The sequence below is a fragment of the Nocardia aurantia genome, assembly GCF_009604425.1.
Classification (GTDB): Bacteria; Actinomycetota; Actinomycetes; order Mycobacteriales; family Mycobacteriaceae; genus Nocardia; species Nocardia aurantia.
Genome location: NZ_WEGI01000006.1, coordinates 400700 through 416186, shown reverse-complemented (window position 1 = coordinate 416186; position 15487 = coordinate 400700). Strand labels below are relative to the sequence as shown.

Below are 15487 nucleotides of genomic sequence, written 5' to 3'. Positions count from 1 at the left end.
ACGAAGCGAGGAGAACAATGTTCGTCGTCGACACCCAGGTCCACATCTGGAAAGAGGAAACCCCCGATCGGCCGTGGGTGCCCGGCGCGCGCGAGCGGATTCGGCTCAACGGCCACCGCGAGGAGGCCTTCAGCTACGAGGAATGCCTGGCGCTGATGGACGAGGCCGGCGTCAACCGGGCCCTCATCGTGCCGCCGTCCTGGGAGGGCGACCGCATCGACTACGCCCTCGAGGCGTGCGAGGCGCATCCGGACCGCTTCGGCATCATGGCCCGCATCCCGCAGAACGACCCGGTCGAGGGCACCCGGTTGCTGCGCGAATACGCCGAGAACCCGCACGTGAAGGGCACCCGGCTGACCTTCCACCGGCCGCAGGACCGCAACTGGATGATCGACGGCACCAACGACTGGTACTGGCCGGTCGCCGAGGAGCTGAACATCCCGACGATGGTGCACGCGCCGGTCTGGAAGGCCGAACTCGGCGCCATCGCGGAGAAGCACCCGGGCCTGAAGATCATCATCGACCACATGGGCATCATGGCGCGCTGCGTCGACGACGCCATCGGCTACTGGGTCGCGGAAACCGCCGACCTGCACAACCATCCGAACATCTACGTGAAAGTGTCCGCGCTGCCGGGTTATTCGACCCAGCCGTTCCCGAACCTGAACATCGAGAAGTACGTGCGCGAGATGGTCGACAAGATGGGCCCGCAGCACTGCTTCTGGGGTACCGACATCACCCGCCTGCTCGGCCACGGGCTCAGCTACACCGACACGATCGAGCAGTTCACCAAGCATTTCGACTTCTCGCCCGAGGAGCTCGAGTGGATCATGGGCCGCGGCATCAGCGAATGCCTCGGCTGGCCGATCGAGGGCTGACCCACCGACCGCGACTACCGGAACAGGATTCGATGTGACCAGCGACAACTACACCCCCGACGGCGGCGACGCGGTCATCGCCGCCTTCGACGCGATCGGTTCGGACTACATCTTCTGCGCCTCCGGTTCGGAGTGGGCGCCGGTGTGGGAGTCGCTGGCGCGGCGGCACCGCGACGGCCTGCCGGCGCCGCGCTACCTGGACCTGCTGCACGAGACCGTGGCCGTGGGCATGGCCACCGGCTACGGTCTGGTGACCCGCCGGGCCCAGGGCGTGCTGCTGCACGCGGGCCCCGGCCTGTTGCAGGGGTCGATGGCGGTGCACGGCGCGCTGCTGGCCGGCGTGCCGATGGTGGTGGCCTCCTCGGAGTCGATCACCTACGGCGACGGCCCCGGCCCGGATCCGGGGGGTCAGTGGTACCGCAACCTGTCCTTCGTCGGCGGGATGCAGAGCATCGCGGCGCCGTTCACCAAGTGGGCCAACCAGGTCGGTTCGGTGTCGATCCTGCCCACGATGATCACCCGCGCCGCGGAACTGGCGCAGCGGGCCCCCGCCGGTCCGGTCTACCTCGACATCCCGGTCGAGGTGCTGCTCGACCCGTGGACCGGACCGGAGCCGAAACCGCTGGTGGCCAAGGGTTCCCATGTCAGCGCCACCGACGAGACGCAGCGGGTGCTGGATCTGCTGGCGCGAGCGGAGAATCCGGTGATCGTCACCGAGACCACCGGCCGCGAGCCCGGCGGCCTGCAGGCGCTGGTGGAATTCGCGGAGGCGTTGCGGATCCCGGTGATCGAGCCGAGTTCCGCTGTGTGCGCGAACTTCCCGCGCACCCACGAACTGCACGCCGGTGGCGACATCGGCCCGTTCCTGGACACCGCGGACCTGATCCTGCTGGTGAACTGCCGGGCTCCGTTCTACCCGCCGAGCCGGCGCCCGGCGAAGGCGACCGTCGTTGTGCTGGACGAGGTTCCGCAGCGGCCGCACATCGTCTACCAGGTGCTGTTCGCCGACGTCTATCTGGAGGGCGGGGTCGCCGCCACCCTGCGCGCGCTGGCCGGGCTGGCCCGCGAACAGGGCCTGACGGCCGCGGCTCTCGAAAGCACGCGGCGGGCAACACAATTGGCGCGGCACGCGGACGAGGTGCAGGCGATCGAACAGGCCGAGGCCCGCGCCGAGGCGGCGACCGCGATCGATCCGGTGCTGGTGGCCGCCACGTTGCGCCGGCTGCTCGCCGGCGAGGACCCGATCGTGGTGGACGAGACCATCACCCACAGCCGGGTGGTGCAGCGGCACCTGCGCCGCGAGACCCCCGACTCCTACTTCTACGTGCAGGGCGGTCTCGGCCAGGGCATCGCCGTGGCGCTCGGCGTGAAGCTGGCCGCCCCCGGCCGGACGGTGGTCTTCACCGTCGGTGACGGGTCCTACCTGTACAACCCGATCGTGCAGTCGCTGCACGCGTCCAAGGCCCACGACCTGCCGGTGCTGATCGTGGTGTTCAACAACGCGAAATACCTGTCGATGCAGATGAACCATCTGCGGTTCTATCCCGACGGCGCCGCGGTCGAGACCGGCGAATGGCTCGGCGTGGATCTGTCCACCCAGCCGGATCCGGCCCGGTTCGCCGAGCCGTTCGACTTCCACACCGAGAACGTCGATGCGGCAAGCGATCTCGAAGCCGCCCTGGACCGCGCGCTGAAATCCGTGCGCGGCGGCACCACCGCCGTCGTCAACGTCGCCGTCTCCCGCTGATCCCATCCGGAGTGTGATATCCGTGCCCCCAGCCAAAGTCGTCGTTCCCGCCCCGGAACTGACCACCTTCTTCGCCGAATTGTTCACCCGCGCCGGCACTTCCGCCGAGCACGCCGCCACCGTCGCCGAGGTGCTGGCGTGGGCCAGCCTGCGCGGCGTCGACTCGCACGGCGCCTCCCGGGTGCCGCGCTACCTGGAACTGCTGGATTCCGGTGAGGCGAACAAGAACCCGGACCTGCGGATCCGGTCCACCGCGGCCGCCGTCGCCGTGATCGACGCCGACCGCGCCCCCGGCCCGGTCGCGCTCACCGCGGCCGCCGACGAGGCGATCGCCCGCGCCCGCACCACCGGCATCGCGGCGGTCGGCGTCCGCCGCACCGTGCACACCGGCGCCATCGGCTACTACACCTCCCGCATCGCCGAGGCCGGCCTGATCGGCATCGGTTTCGTCGCGGGCATGCCGAACATGAGCTACACCGGCGTCAAGGGCGCCGCGGTCGCCACCAGCCCGCTCGCCATCGCCGTCCCCGCCGCCGTCCACAGCACCCCGCTGCTGGACATGGCGACCGCCGGCATCGCCCTCGGCAAGATCGCCCAATTCCGCAACGCCGGAAAGCAATTGCCGGAGGGCACCGCCGCCACCGCCGACGGCACCCCCACCACCGACCCCACCCTCGCGAAGATGCCCCTGCCGCTCGGCGGCGCCAAGGGCGCGGGCATGTCCCTGCTGTTCGAACTGCTGACCAGCGTCCTGGTCGGCGCGCCGATCCTCTCCTCCTTCCACAGCGACGACCCAGACGGCCGCGTCCACCGCCAGAACGCCCTGATCATCGCTCTGGACCCGGCCGCCTTCGGCGACCCGGCACAGTTCATCGCCGCCGTCGACACCACCCTCGACACCCTGAAATCCCTGCCCCGCGCCGACGAACAGACCGACATCCGCTACCCCGGCGAATCCTCCTCGGCCACAGCGCAACACCGCGCCACCACCGGAATCCCGGTCGCCGCCAAGGTCTGGGCGGAATTAGAGACCGCCGCCGAGAAACTCGGTGTCACAGTGCCCGCACCGGCGGGCTGAGTTCTCGCTCGCGATGGTGGTGGAGGTACCATAGCCATATGGTCATGAAGAAGACCACTGTGATGGTCGATGAAGAGGATCTTGCCCTGTTGAAGCAGGCCGCCGCTCGGGAAGGCCGGTCGGAGTCCGAGTACCTGCGGGAAGCTTTTCACCTGGTCGCACAGCGTGCTCGGCGCTGGTCCGAGGACTGGGACATTCCGGTGGTCGATTTCGGTCGGCCGATATCGGCCGAGGAGGTCCATCAGACCGTCACCGATGTCATTTCGGAGCGACATACGCGTCCAGCGCGCGAATGATCGTCATCGGCGACACATCGGGATTGGTCGCGGCATTCAATCCGAGCGATCCCGAGAGCGCCACGGCCCGTGTCACATTGGACCGCGCGGCGCTCACGGTGGTCTCGCCGTTGGTCCTGTTGGAGATCGAACACATCGTTACGCGGAATGTCGGTAGGCAGGCCGCATACCGCGTCGATGACTGGTTGTTGCGCGCGGAGGCCATCGGGCGCATCGAGTTGCCCGTGATCGCGGCGAGTACCTTTCGCCGGAGCCGGTCGATCCAGGAGCGCTACGCTGCGCTGTCGCTCGATCTGACCGATGCCACCAACGTGGTACTTGCGGAGATCTACGAGACCGATGCTGTGTTGACGCTGGATCGCAAGGGCTTTCGAGCGATCACTCCGTTGACGGAACATCCGGCCTTCCGATTGCTGCCCGACGACCTTTGACATAGGGCAACCGCGGCTGGCCTGGACACTATGTCCGGTGCGGCGACGTGAGTTTTGTCTCCGGCCCCAGCCGACGGGAATCGGCCCTGTGCCAGTGGCGTTGCGCGGAACAGGCGCCGGGTGCGGCGCGCGATGAGGTTTGTGGAGGTAGCGGGTTGGTCAGCACGGCGGCGGATCGGGTGTCGGATCGAGTGGCGCGGGAACATGCCGTGTCGACGTGGGCGCCGCTCTCGTCCCCGCTGTACCGGGCGCTGTGGATCGCGCAGATGGTGTCGAATCTCGGGACCTGGATGCAGACGGTCGGAGCGCAGTGGTTGCTGGTGGACAAGCCGCACGCGGCCGTGCTGGTGTCACTGGTGCAGGCCGCGACCACGCTGCCGGTGATGTTGCTGGTGGTGCCGTCGGGGGTGCTCGCGGATCTGCTGGATCGACGGCGGCTGCTGCTCGCCGCGCAGACCGCGATGGCGGTCCTCGCCGTGGTGCTGACCGTCGTCACCGCCGTCGGGCACACCACGCCGCTGGTCCTGCTGTCACTGCTGTTCCTGCTCGGGTGCGGTCAGGCGCTGGTGTCCCCGTCGTGGCAGGCCATCCAGCCGGAACTGGTGCCGCGCAGGCAGATTCCCGCCGCCGCCTCGCTGAGCAGTATGAACATCAACAGCGCGCGGGCGATCGGGCCGGCGCTGGCGGGTGTCCTGGTGTCGCTGGCCGGACCGACCGTGGTGTTCGGGCTCAACGCCCTGTCCTTCATCGGCATCGTGGCGGTGCTGTTCCGGTGGCGGCGGCCCATCGTCGCGCGTGACCTGCCTGCCGAGCGCCCGCTGCCGGCACTGCGCGCCGGACTGCGGTTCATCCGCTCGTCGCCCTCGATCCGGCGGGTGCTGTTGCGCTCGATCCTGTTCATCTTCCCGGCCAGCGCGGTGTGGTCGCTGCTCGCGGTGGTCGCCCACGACCGGCTCGCGCTCGGCTCCGGCGGATACGGCGTGCTGCTGAGCGCGCTCGGCGCCGGCGCGGTGCTCGGCGCGACCCAGATCGGCCGGTTGCGGCGTGTGCTGAGTACCACCGGGTTGCTGGCCCTGGCGGGTGTCCTGTTCGGCATCGGCGCGCTGGCCGCCGCCCTGGTCCCGTATCCGCCGCTGGTATGGCTGGGACTGCTATTCGCGGGCCTGGCCTGGATGGTCTCGATGTCGACCATGAACTCCTCGATGCAGTTGCTGCTCCCGGGCTGGGTGCGCGCCCGCGGACTGTCCATGTTTCAACTCGTGCTGATGGGCGGCCAGGCGATCGGCGCGCTGGTGTGGGGCGCGGTCGCCGGCACGGTCGGTCTCGTGCCGACCCTGCTGGTCAGCGCCGGACTGCTCGGCCTGTGCGCGCTGAGCACGCGCTGGTGGCCGGTCCGGGTCACCTCGCTGGACACCCGGCACGCGGAATTCTGGCCGGAACCGGCGATGGTCGTCGAACCCGAGCCGCGGGACGGACCGGTGCTGGTCCTGCGCACCTATCAGGTGCCCGCCGAACAGGCCGCCGACTTCACCGCCGCGATGGCCCGCGTCAGCCGCTCCCGGCAGCGCACCGGCGCCTCGCGCTGGCAGCTGTACCGGGATATCGGGGCCACCGACCGCTATATCGAGGCGTTCGTGGTGCGCTCCTGGGAGGAGCACATGCATCAGCAGCACGTCCGGCTGACCGCCCTCGACGAGTCCGCGGAGAAGCGCGTCGAGCAGTACACCGTGGGCGAGACCCGGACCATGCATCTGATCGCCGAACCGGTCGACGACATCCGCCCGGCCCGCCGCGGACTGTCGATCTCCCGCGCCCGCCACGATCGGGCCGAAGTGCTGAACCAGCGACACTGACCGCGCAGCGACGGCCTGTCCCGGTCCGCGGGCGTTGCAGAATGGGGAAATGGTTTCGGAATCGCGACGGCGGATCGAGGTGGCGGCGGCGGGGTTGCTGGCCCGGCACGGGTATCACGGGTTCGGGTTGAAGAAGTTGAGCGAGGCGGCCGGGCTGCCGTACGGGTCGATCTACCACCACTTCCCGGGTGGTAAGGAGGAGATCGCCATCGCGGCGATCACCGGGACGGGGGTGCTCTCGGGGCGGATGATCGCGGCGGCGCCCCGTGAGGTGTTCGCGACGACCGCCGCCCTGTTCGAGTTCATGGCGGGCAAACTGGGTGTCTCTGACTTCGCCGAGGGGTGTCCGGTGGGTACGCCCGCTCTGGACGGCGGCAGCGATGTGGCGGCGGTTCGTGCGGCCTGCGTGGCGGCATTCGAGGTGATGGAGCGGGCGTACGCGTCGCTGCTCGCGGATCTCGGGGTCGACGCCGACCGGGCTCGGGAGGTCGCGACGACCGTGGTGGCCGCCTACGAAGGGGCGACGATCCTGGCGCGGGTGCGGCAGTCGGACGCGCCGTTGCGCACGGTGGCCGAGGGGATGGAGCGGTTGATCCGAATAACGCTGGCCGAGGCCGGAATCGGGGAGCGATCCGCCCCGCGACCTTGACTGGAAAGAACGTTCTAGCGAGACTGTGGTCCATGAAGCGTTTGATGCTGACCGGACCGGGCGGGCTGGCCTGGGAAGAGACCACCGCTCCCGTGCTCACCGGCCCGGAACAGGCGCTGGTGCGCCCGGTCGCCCTGGCCACCTGCGATATCGATCGAGCGGTCTTGCGGGGCGCCTACCCCCTGCCGGGGCCCTATCCGTTCGGGCACGAGGGGGTGGCCGAGGTCGTCGCGGTCGGGGAGGAGGTGCGCCGGATCGCGGTCGGCGACCACGTCGTGGTGCCGTTCCAGATATCCTGCGGCACCTGTCCGGCCTGCCGGCGCGGGCGCACCGGCAATTGCGCGAGTCATCCGCGGATGTCGACGTTCGGCCTCGGCGCGCTGGGCGGGCTGGACTGGGGCGGGTTGTGGGCCGACCTGGCGCTGATACCACACGCCGACGCCATGCTGGTCCCGGTGCCCGCCGGAGTCGATCCCGCCGTCGTGGCCAGTGTCAGCGACAATGTTCCCGACGGCTACCGGGCCGTCGGGCCGCAGCTGGACGCCGACCCCGGCGCCGAAGTCCTGGTGCTCGGTGGTCCCGGTGCGCAGTCCATCGGACTCTACGCCGCCGGGCTCGCGGTCGCGCTGGGATCCGATCGCGTTGTCTACCTGGATGATTCGATCGAGCGCCTGGAGATCGCGCGCGCCCTGGGGGCCGAGGCCGTGGAGGGGGCGGCTGATACCCGGGTGGGCCGGTTCCCGATCACGGTGGAGGCCGGTGGCGGTACGACGGCGTTGCGCGCCGCGATCGACGCCACCGCCGCGGACGGCCGATGCACCAGTGTCAGTGTGCATCTGGGCGATGTCCCGCTGCCGATGCTCGCGATGTACTCGCGCTGCTGCACCCTGCACACCGGCCGCGCGCACGTCCGTGCCGCCATCCCGCGGGTCCTGGATCTGGTCGCGGCGGGTCGTTTCGATCCGTCGGTGGTCACCACCGTCACCACCACCTGGGAAGACGCCGTCGACGCGCTGCTCGAAACCCCGATCAAACTCGTCGCCACCCGCTGAGGATTCGACTCAGAATTCGTCGGCGCAGCCGCAGGAACCGCGCCGGGTCAGTTCGGCGGTCAGCCGCGTCACGCCGGGGTGGGTGGTGCGGCTGCCGATCTGTTCCAGCAGGAGGTCGACGGCCAGTTCGCCCATCCGGCGGGTGGGCTGGACCATCGTGGTGAGTCCGGGGCGGGTGTAGCGGGCGTACTCGATGCCGTCGAAGGCCACGACCGCCAGGTCGTCGGGAACCCGCAGCCCGGCATCGTGGGCGGCGCGCAGCATGCCCATCGCCTGGAGGTCGCTGGTGACGAAGACCGCGGTGGGGCGCGGGGCGGCGGCGGTGAGTTCGGCCAGCGCGTGGTAGCCCGCGGCTCCGCCGAAATCCGCGCGGAGCAGCGGGCCCTCCGGTAATCCGGCCTCCGCCAGGGCATTTCGGTAACCCAGTACTCGGTCCTCGGCGGTGGACACGTGCGGGCCGCTGAGGCAGGCGATCACGCGGTGACCGTGTTCGATCAAGTGCGCCACGGCATCTCGCGCGCCGGTCACCGAATCACACATCACGTGAGCACATCTCGTCGGATCGATGATGCGGTCGACCGCGACCAGCGCCATGTCCGACTCCTCGCAGGCGTCGGCGACGCCGGTCTCCCACGACGACGAGATCGCCAGCAGCCCTTCGACTCTGCGGTCGATGAAGGTGCGGACGTAGGCGCGCTCGCGTTCCTCGTCGCCGGCGGCGTTGCCGACGAACAGCGGATAGCCGCGGGCGAAGGCCGCCGCCTCGATCACCGCCGACAGTTCGGCGAAGAACGGGTTCGCGCCGTCGGGGATGACCATGCCCAGCGCGTGCCCGCGGTTCATCCGCAGGCTGCGCGCGGACACGTTCGGCCGGTAGCCCAGTTCGGCGATGGCCGCCTCGATGCGGGCACGGGTCGCGGGCGCGACCTGGCGCGGTCCGCCGTTGATCACGTAGCTGACCAAGGCGGGCGACGTACCGGCCAGCCGAGCGACGTCGGCTCGTGTGATTGCCATCGCGATCTTCCCTTCGCTGGATCCCACCCATCCAAGCATCGGATCGCCGCCGTGGCTGGTGAGGTCGATCACACGCGAAAGATTGCCTGCGACTCCAGGTTTCAGGTGTTGCGACCCCCGTTCACACCGATCACCTGACCGGTGATGTACCCGGCCTCCTCGGAACAGAGGAAGGCGCAGGCCGCGGCGATGTCGTCGGGCCGGCCCGCCCGCCGCACCGGGGTGCGGTCGGCGTGCTGGTCGACGGTGCCGCCGAGCAGGCCGTGCTCCTCGGAGTCGCGCAGCATCGGGGTGTCCACGAACCCGGGCGGGATCGTGTTCACGGTGATGCCGGCCGGACCCAGTTCCAGCGCAAGGGATTTCGTGAGACCGATCAATCCGGCCTTGGACGCCACGTAGTGCGTCATGAACTGCTGACCGGACTGCGCGCTGGAGGATGAGATGTTCACCACTCGGCCCCAGCCGGCGGCCACCATGTCCGGCACGACGGCCTGGGTGAGGTAGAACGGCCCACTGAGGTTGATCGCGAGGATGCGGTCCCACTCGTCGTCGGAGATGTTGAGAAACCGCTTGAATCCGGTGATTCCGGCGTTGTTGACGAGCACGGTCGCCGGACCGGCGGTGTCGCGCACGTGCCGCACCGCCGCGTTCACCTGTGCCCGGTCGGAGACGTCCACGCCGCCGAGAGCCGCGGCCCGGTGGCCCTTTTCGGTGATTTCGGCCGTGACCCGTTCGGCCGCTTCGGCATTCAGGTCCAGCACCGTGACGAGCATGCCGTCCTCGGCCAGCCGGTGCGCGATGGCGCGGCCGATCCCGGAGCCGCCGCCGGTGACGATCGCGGAGGTCATGCCACCGCCTCCTCGCCGGCCAGCGAGGTGCGGTGCATCAGGCGCGCCGAATGCTCGCCGTACGGGCGGGCCCGGTGCAGCATCCCGGTGTTGTCCCAGATCACGAGATCGCCCACCCGCCAACGGTGCCGGAGCACGAAGCGGGGCTGGGTCGCCCAGTCCAGCAACCGGTCCAGCAGTGCGCGGCCCTCGGCAGGATCCCGGCCGACCACCTCGTCCGCCGTGGAGCCCAGCACCATCGACCGGCGGCCGGAGCGCCGGGTCCACACCAGCGGATGTTCGCGAGAGGGGTTGCGGTCCCAGGCGGCTCGCTCCTTCGGCGACGGATCCGGGTACACCAGCAGTTGCGAGGCGGCGAAGCTGTGCACCACCCGCAGGTCGTCCAGTTCGGCCTTCTCCGAGTCGGGCAGGGCTTCGTAGGCGGCGTAGGTGTTGGCGAATTCGGTGTCGCCGGTGTCGTCGTCGGCGATCTGCCGGGCGGTCAGCAGGGTCGCCTTGTCGGGCACCGCGGCGGTGGTTCCGTCGATGTGCCAGAAGAAGGTGCCCTCCCGGTATGCCGCCAATTTGCTCTTGGAGGCGTCACGGGTGACCTTCTGGATCTCCGGATGCCTCGGGTCGCCACCCATCGGCAGGGGCACCACATCGCCCAGCAATCTGCTGAAGGCGACGAGTTCGTCGTCGTCGAGATGGGCTTCCCGATAGATCACCACGCCGCGGCGTTCCAGCGCGTCCAGACATTCGGCGGCCACGCCGGGGTCGACCAGCCGGCCCCCGGACAGGCCGTTGATCTCCACCCCGGTCGTGGGCGTCAATTCGGTGACGGTGTGTCCCATATCCGCCTCACACCGCGGGTTCGGAGACGGTGTCGAAGAACGAGGCGCCGGAATCGGGGATCCGCGGCTGTTTGAACACGTTCACCGGATAGGAGACCATCACCAGCGAGTACATCAGCCGCAGCAGCCGGGTTTCGGCGTCGGGCAGTTCGTTCAGGTCGAACGTGTTGAGATATTCGATGGCTTCCTCGGCGCGCGCGGCGATCGCGTCGTAGAACGCGTCGAGTTCTTCGATGGTGCTCGCCAGGCGGGTGTCGTAGCGTTCCTGGCGCGTGGCCTTGGCCCATGTCGGGACCCAGGGCTCGAGTTCGCTGAATGCTGCGGGGAGAATCGCGGTCGTCATCGCCTGCTCCTATTTCTTGCCGAGAGCCCGGTGGGCGGCCACCGTGTCCCGGACGACCTTGTGGAAGTTGCGGATCATCAATTCCTGATCCGACAAGTGGAATTGCCGGTTCGCGCGGGTCGCCAGCGCGGAATGCGTGGCCTCGACGGTGTTCGAGTCCTGCATCGCGAATTCGATGGTGGTCTGCGCGACCATCTCCTGCGCGATCCGTTCGGCGGCGTTGCGCGGGGGCTTGAAGTAGATGTCGAGCTCGTAGCTGTGCGAGCCGACCGACTCCGGCCAGTACTGGTAGGTGATGTAGAAACCGCGCGCCCAGATCTGCACCGAGAAGTTCGGGAACAACCAATAGGCGTCGTTGCTCCACGACTTGATCCCGCCCGGATTCAGCACGCTCGGCAGCTCACCGAGGTCCGGGATGTCGTCGGGTCCGAACAGGCCGGCGCGGAACAGCTTGTAGATCCAGCGCTGATCCCGTTTCGCGGGGCCGAGTTCGCCGGGTTTGCGCGGCGGCAGCGGCGGCGGGCCGGGCACCGAATTCAGCATGTGCGAGGTGAACAGGTCGTAGTAGTAGGCGTCCGGCGGCGGCACCAGTTTCTCCGCCTTCGACACGTCGGGGTTGATGAACCGGCCGTGCACGTACGGCGGGTGGTACCACTCCAGAATGGTGTCGATCGACAGCTTCCAGTTGCCCTTGACCCGGGTCTTGTAGGCATACCGCTCGGTCATCTGCTCGAACGGGTAGCTCTCCACCTCGCTGAACTTCGGGCCGAGGGCCGTGCGCAGCGGCTGGGCGTGCGGATCGAAATTCACGAAGACGAACCCGCCCCAGGTGTCGCAGTGCAACTGCGGCATGCCGAGGGAATCCTTGTCCAGGTCGAAGAACTGGTCCTCGTTGGTGACGTGCGCGACCTTACCGTCGAGCCCGTAGCGCCAGCCGTGGTATTTGCAGGTGAACTGGCGGCAGGAGCCCGCGGTCTCCTCGGCCGGATGTTCCTGCCACACCACCTTGTTGCCGCGGTGCGCGCACACATTGTGCAGCGCCTTCACGGTGCCGTCGGCCTGCCGCACGATCACGATCGAGCCGAGGCCCGCCAGTTCGCGGGTGAAGTAGCTGCCGGTGCGCGGAAGCTGTTCCATCCGGCCGACCTTCAGCCAGGACCGCTTGAACACCGCCTCCCGCTCGGCGAGGAAGAACTCCTCGGACACCGCGTCGTCGTAATCGACCGGGCCGGTGCCCAGTTCCGGATATTCGGGCGTGAACTTGCCACGCCCGGTGGCGAGTTTTTCCTGAATTGCCATGACACAACCTTTCTTTCGTCGTGGTTGGAGAGAATCGGCTCAGATGACGCCGGCGTCGCGCAGGCGGGTGATCTCCGCCGCGTCGCGATGCAGCAATTCGGCCAGCACCGCATCGGTGTCGGCCCCGAGGGCCGGTCCCAGCCAGCGGATCTCGCCGGGAGTATCGGACAGCGCGGGAATCACGCTCGGCACCGCCAGCGGCCCGATGCGGGATTCGGCGGTGGTGATGGTGCCGCGGTGGGCGAACTGCGGATCGTCGAAGATGTCCGCGATCGAATTCAGCGGTCCCGCGGGCACTTCGGCCGCCCGGCAGCGGGCCAGCGCCTCGTCCCGGGTCAGGCCGCCCGCCCAGGCGGTGACCAGGGCGTTCACCTCGTCCCGCGCCGCGAGGCGGGAAGCCTTGGGCCCGAATCGGTCCGGATCGGCCAGCGCGGGATCACCCATGGCGCGGGCCAATCGGGCGAACATCTCGTCGTTGGAGCACGCGATCGCGATCCAGCGATCGTCGGCGGTGCGATAGTGACTGTGCGGCACCACGTTCACGGTGTCCGCGCCCATCCGCTCCCGCACGAAGCCGAACTGCTGGTAGGCCGGCGCGATCTCGTCCAGCACCCGGAAGATCGGCTCGTACAACGCCATGTCGACGCACTGGCCTGCTCCGGTGGCCTCCCGGGCCCGCAACGCCAGCAGCACCCCGACCACCCCGTAGAGCCCGGCCAGGTAGTCGCCGAGCGAGGTGGAGCCGGGCGTCACCGGCGGTCCGGCGGGTTCGCCCGCCAGCAGCGACAATCCGGCGTAGGCGTGCGCGACCCGGGCGAAGCCGGGCTGATCGGCCAGCGGCCCGGACTGCCCGTAGGCGGACATGCGCAGCAGGATCGTGCGCGGGTTGATCGCCTGGATCTCCGGAAAGCTCAGCCCCCAGCGTTCCAGCACGCCGGGACGGAAGTTCTCGATCACCACATCGGCGTCGGCGACCAACTCCCGCAACAGTTCCCGGCCGCGCGGGTCGGCCAGGTTCAGCGTCACCGAGCGTTTGTTGCGGGCCTCCGACAGCCACACCAGGGTGTCGCCGCAGTCGGTCTCGGTGCCGAAGCGGCGCAGATGGTCACCGCTGCCGGGACGTTCGATCTTGACGACGTCCGCCCCGAACTCGCCCAGCACCGTCGCGCAGAACGGCCCGGCGATATAGGTGCCCAGGTCCAGGACCCGGACCCCGTCGAGCGCATGCATGTCACAAGCCTTCCGGCACAGTCGGTTTCGTCAGCCCTGCGGTCCGGGTTCGCCCTCGCCGCTCCACGGCTTGTCGTTCCACGCGCGGTCCAGCGGCTCCATCCGGCCACCGGCCGGGAAGAAGGCGCGCTGCGCGTAGGTCTCGAGGCCGATGCCGGCGTTCATCTGGTCGAGGAACGCCTTCTTGAGTTCGTGGGTGAACAGCTGACGGGTGTAGCGCAGCGTCAGCGGCGGCCGCTTCACCAGGTCGCGGGCCAGTTCCCAGGCCCGGTCCAGCAGTTGGTCCTTCGGATGCACCTCGGCGACCGCACCCCAGTCCAGGGCCTCCCGCGCCGACAGCTTCTTGCCGGTCAGCAGCAGGTATCGGCCGCGGTTGTGGCCGACCAGGAAGTTCCAGATCACGTGCTGCCCGTCGCCGGGCACCTGTCCGCGCGGGAAGTGCGAGACGTCCTGGAACCAGGCGTCCTCGGCGGCCAGCACGATGTCGCCCATCAGCGGGACCTCGGAGTGGATGTTGCAGGGCCCGTTGACCGCGCTGATCATCGGCACGTCCACGCTCAGCACGTTGAACATGAGATTGCGGTTGTACCAAGCCTTCTCGTCCAGCTTCCACAACCCGCGCTCACCGGGCATGGCCTGGTAGATCGGCGGGTCGATGAGCGACCCGTCGGGCATGAAACCCCAGTCGGCGTTGTAGTTCTCGCCGGTGCCGGTGTGGATCAGCACCTTGATCTCGCGGTCGCCCGCGACGTCGGCGAACGCGTCGGCCATGTCGTCGTGCGACTTCCAGTCCCAGACCAGGGATCCGCCGTCGGTGTGGCACTGCATGAACAGGATGCCGTCCGCGTCCAGTTCGAACTTGTAGTTCGCGTAGCGGTCCTTGTACTCGCTGTACCGCGTCCTCTTGACCATATCGGTCCTTCCATCGATTCCGGGTTGTCGTCGTGCGCCGGCTATTTGCCGGTGAGCAACTCGACGACCGGTGCGAACGCCGCGTATTCGGTCTGTTGCACCGTGATGTAGTTGGCGCCGTACATTTCTCGGCGTTCCAGCAGCTGGTCGACGACCTCCTCGACAGTGCCGGCCAGCACGTTCGGGTGGTCCGCGAGGCCGTCCGCCGGCGTCCGCAACATGGTCGCGAGCCCGGACAGCGCGGCGGCGGGATCGGTCGTGATCGTGGTGAAGAACGGCGAACTCTCGATGTCGATCTCGCCGAAGCGATCTCCGGCCGCGGCGCGGACGAAGTCGAGCCGCCGGACCGCCTCCTGCTGCGGGGTGCGGCCCGCCGCGTCGACCGCGTCGAAGGGCACATTGCTGATGCTGGCGATATCGGCCTCGCGGCCGGCCAGCGACAGCACCCGGCGGCGGCTTCCCCCGATCATGATCGGCGGATGCGGGCGCTGCACCGGCAGCGGCAGACCCGCGTAGCCCTGCGCGGTCACATGCTCGCCGGTGAGGTCGAGTTGTTCACCAGAGCAGTGCGCCTTGAACAGCTCGACGACCTCCTCGAGCTTCGAGATCCGTTGCGCCCCCGACTCGTACGGAATGCCCATGGCCCGGTACTCCGGCGCGCTCCAGCCGCCGCCGATGCCGAATTCCAGGCGGCCGTCGGAGAGCCGGTCGAGGGTGGTCGCCTCCTTCATCAGCACGCCCGGCACGTGGTAGTCGGCGCAGAACACGCGGCAGCCGACCCGCAGCGTGGTGGTCACCGCGGCCGCCACGGCCATCGCGGCGATGGGCGCGAGGTGCTGAGGTGGCCAGCGCGCTTCCTTGGCGGCGGGCCCCCTGCCCAGGTAGTGATCGGCGAGGAACAGCGTCGAGTAGCCGAGTTCCTCGATCTGCTGTGCGGTGTCGCGCCATTCGGTGGCCGAGGTGGCACGCGTCGCCTGGACGGCGAAGCGGAACGGTCTGGTCATGACGGTTGCCTTCGTTCGCG

General features: G+C 68.9%; 16 protein-coding genes. 8 read left to right on the top strand and 8 right to left on the bottom strand.

The genetic code is table 11. From position 1 onward, the window contains the following. Positions 1-17: 17 nt before the first annotated feature. The 8 genes from NRB56_RS15985 (at position 18) to NRB56_RS15950 (ending at position 7984) form a co-directional block, all read left to right on the top strand. A complete protein-coding gene (locus NRB56_RS15985; RefSeq protein WP_153342829.1) occupies positions 18-878 on the top strand; it encodes an amidohydrolase family protein in 861 nt (286 codons plus the stop codon). Positions 879-912: 34 nt separating this feature from the next. Beyond that, positions 913-2625, top strand: a complete 1713-nt coding sequence (locus NRB56_RS40145) for a thiamine pyrophosphate-dependent enzyme (protein ID WP_319943060.1) — start codon at positions 913-915, stop codon at positions 2623-2625. Positions 2626-2647: 22 nt separating this feature from the next. Then, positions 2648-3703: an Ldh family oxidoreductase gene (locus NRB56_RS15975; RefSeq protein WP_319943059.1), complete on the top strand. Its 1056-nt coding sequence runs from the start codon at positions 2648-2650 to the stop codon at positions 3701-3703. A 38-nt stretch (positions 3704-3741) separates the two neighbouring features. Continuing rightward, positions 3742-3999: a ribbon-helix-helix domain-containing protein gene (locus NRB56_RS15970; RefSeq protein ID WP_153342827.1), complete on the top strand. Its 258-nt coding sequence runs from the start codon at positions 3742-3744 to the stop codon at positions 3997-3999. Next, positions 3996-4430, top strand: a complete 435-nt coding sequence (locus NRB56_RS15965; RefSeq protein WP_153342825.1) for a PIN domain-containing protein — start codon at positions 3996-3998, stop codon at positions 4428-4430. Before NRB56_RS15970 ends, NRB56_RS15965 begins: the two co-directional genes overlap by 4 nt. A 155-nt stretch (positions 4431-4585) precedes the next feature. Beyond that, complete coding sequence (locus tag NRB56_RS15960; RefSeq protein WP_153342823.1) at positions 4586-6283, top strand: MFS transporter; 1698 nt, start codon at positions 4586-4588, stop codon at positions 6281-6283. A 49-nt stretch (positions 6284-6332) separates the two neighbouring features. Further along, positions 6333-6932, top strand: a complete 600-nt coding sequence (locus NRB56_RS15955) for a TetR/AcrR family transcriptional regulator (protein ID WP_153342822.1) — start codon at positions 6333-6335, stop codon at positions 6930-6932. Positions 6933-6964: 32 nt separating this feature from the next. Then, positions 6965-7984, top strand: coding sequence for a zinc-dependent alcohol dehydrogenase (locus NRB56_RS15950; RefSeq protein ID WP_153342820.1), 1020 nt, complete (start codon positions 6965-6967; stop codon positions 7982-7984). Positions 7985-7993: 9 nt separating this feature from the next. Here NRB56_RS15950 and NRB56_RS15945 read toward each other — a convergent pair whose 3' ends face one another. The 8 genes from NRB56_RS15945 to NRB56_RS15910 all read right to left on the bottom strand — a co-directional run bounded on the left by NRB56_RS15945 (position 7994) and on the right by NRB56_RS15910 (position 15467). Then, positions 7994-8998: a LacI family DNA-binding transcriptional regulator gene (locus NRB56_RS15945; protein WP_153342819.1), complete on the bottom strand. Its 1005-nt coding sequence runs from the start codon at positions 8996-8998 to the stop codon at positions 7994-7996. A gap of 101 nt (positions 8999-9099) precedes the next feature. After that, entirely contained in the window at positions 9100-9846 is a 747-nt protein-coding gene (locus NRB56_RS15940; RefSeq protein ID WP_153342817.1) for an SDR family NAD(P)-dependent oxidoreductase, read from the bottom strand. Continuing rightward, entirely contained in the window at positions 9843-10679 is an 837-nt protein-coding gene (locus NRB56_RS15935; RefSeq protein ID WP_153342816.1) for a TauD/TfdA dioxygenase family protein, read from the bottom strand. Before NRB56_RS15935 ends, NRB56_RS15940 begins: the two co-directional genes overlap by 4 nt. Positions 10680-10686: 7 nt before the next feature. Next, on the bottom strand, positions 10687-11022 hold the full coding sequence (locus tag NRB56_RS15930; RefSeq protein ID WP_153342814.1) for a hypothetical protein: 336 nt from the start codon (positions 11020-11022) through the stop codon (positions 10687-10689). Positions 11023-11031: 9 nt separating this feature from the next. Next, positions 11032-12321, bottom strand: a complete 1290-nt coding sequence (locus NRB56_RS15925) for an aromatic ring-hydroxylating oxygenase subunit alpha (protein ID WP_153342813.1) — start codon at positions 12319-12321, stop codon at positions 11032-11034. Positions 12322-12360: 39 nt separating this feature from the next. Further along, complete coding sequence (locus NRB56_RS15920; protein WP_153342811.1) at positions 12361-13551, bottom strand: CaiB/BaiF CoA transferase family protein; 1191 nt, start codon at positions 13549-13551, stop codon at positions 12361-12363. A 30-nt stretch (positions 13552-13581) separates the two neighbouring features. After that, on the bottom strand, positions 13582-14463 hold the full coding sequence (locus NRB56_RS15915; protein WP_153342809.1) for an enoyl-CoA hydratase/isomerase family protein: 882 nt from the start codon (positions 14461-14463) through the stop codon (positions 13582-13584). Positions 14464-14504: 41 nt separating this feature from the next. Then, positions 14505-15467 (bottom strand): TIGR03621 family F420-dependent LLM class oxidoreductase, encoded by a 963-nt coding sequence (locus tag NRB56_RS15910; protein WP_153342807.1) that lies wholly within the window; start codon positions 15465-15467, stop codon positions 14505-14507. Positions 15468-15487: the final 20 nt, after the last annotated feature.

Excerpts from the sequence above, each read along its gene's own strand:
- NRB56_RS15985 (WP_153342829.1), top strand. The coding sequence starts at position 18 with ATGTTCGTCGTCGACACCCAGGTCCACATCTGGAAAGAGGAAACCCCC.
- NRB56_RS15970 (WP_153342827.1), top strand. The coding sequence starts at position 3,742 with ATGGTCATGAAGAAGACCACTGTGATGGTCGATGAAGAGGATCTTGCC.
- NRB56_RS15965 (WP_153342825.1), top strand. The coding sequence starts at position 3,996 with ATGATCGTCATCGGCGACACATCGGGATTGGTCGCGGCATTCAATCCG.
- NRB56_RS15955 (WP_153342822.1), top strand. The coding sequence starts at position 6,333 with ATGGTTTCGGAATCGCGACGGCGGATCGAGGTGGCGGCGGCGGGGTTG.
- NRB56_RS15950 (WP_153342820.1), top strand. The coding sequence starts at position 6,965 with ATGAAGCGTTTGATGCTGACCGGACCGGGCGGGCTGGCCTGGGAAGAG.
- NRB56_RS15945 (WP_153342819.1), bottom strand. The coding sequence starts at position 8,998 with ATGGCAATCACACGAGCCGACGTCGCTCGGCTGGCCGGTACGTCGCCC.
- NRB56_RS15940 (WP_153342817.1), bottom strand. The coding sequence starts at position 9,846 with ATGACCTCCGCGATCGTCACCGGCGGCGGCTCCGGGATCGGCCGCGCC.
- NRB56_RS15935 (WP_153342816.1), bottom strand. The coding sequence starts at position 10,679 with ATGGGACACACCGTCACCGAATTGACGCCCACGACCGGGGTGGAGATC.
- NRB56_RS15930 (WP_153342814.1), bottom strand. The coding sequence starts at position 11,022 with ATGACGACCGCGATTCTCCCCGCAGCATTCAGCGAACTCGAGCCCTGG.
- NRB56_RS15925 (WP_153342813.1), bottom strand. The coding sequence starts at position 12,321 with ATGGCAATTCAGGAAAAACTCGCCACCGGGCGTGGCAAGTTCACGCCC.
- NRB56_RS15920 (WP_153342811.1), bottom strand. The coding sequence starts at position 13,551 with ATGCATGCGCTCGACGGGGTCCGGGTCCTGGACCTGGGCACCTATATC.
- NRB56_RS15915 (WP_153342809.1), bottom strand. The coding sequence starts at position 14,463 with ATGGTCAAGAGGACGCGGTACAGCGAGTACAAGGACCGCTACGCGAAC.
- NRB56_RS15910 (WP_153342807.1), bottom strand. The coding sequence starts at position 15,467 with ATGACCAGACCGTTCCGCTTCGCCGTCCAGGCGACGCGTGCCACCTCG.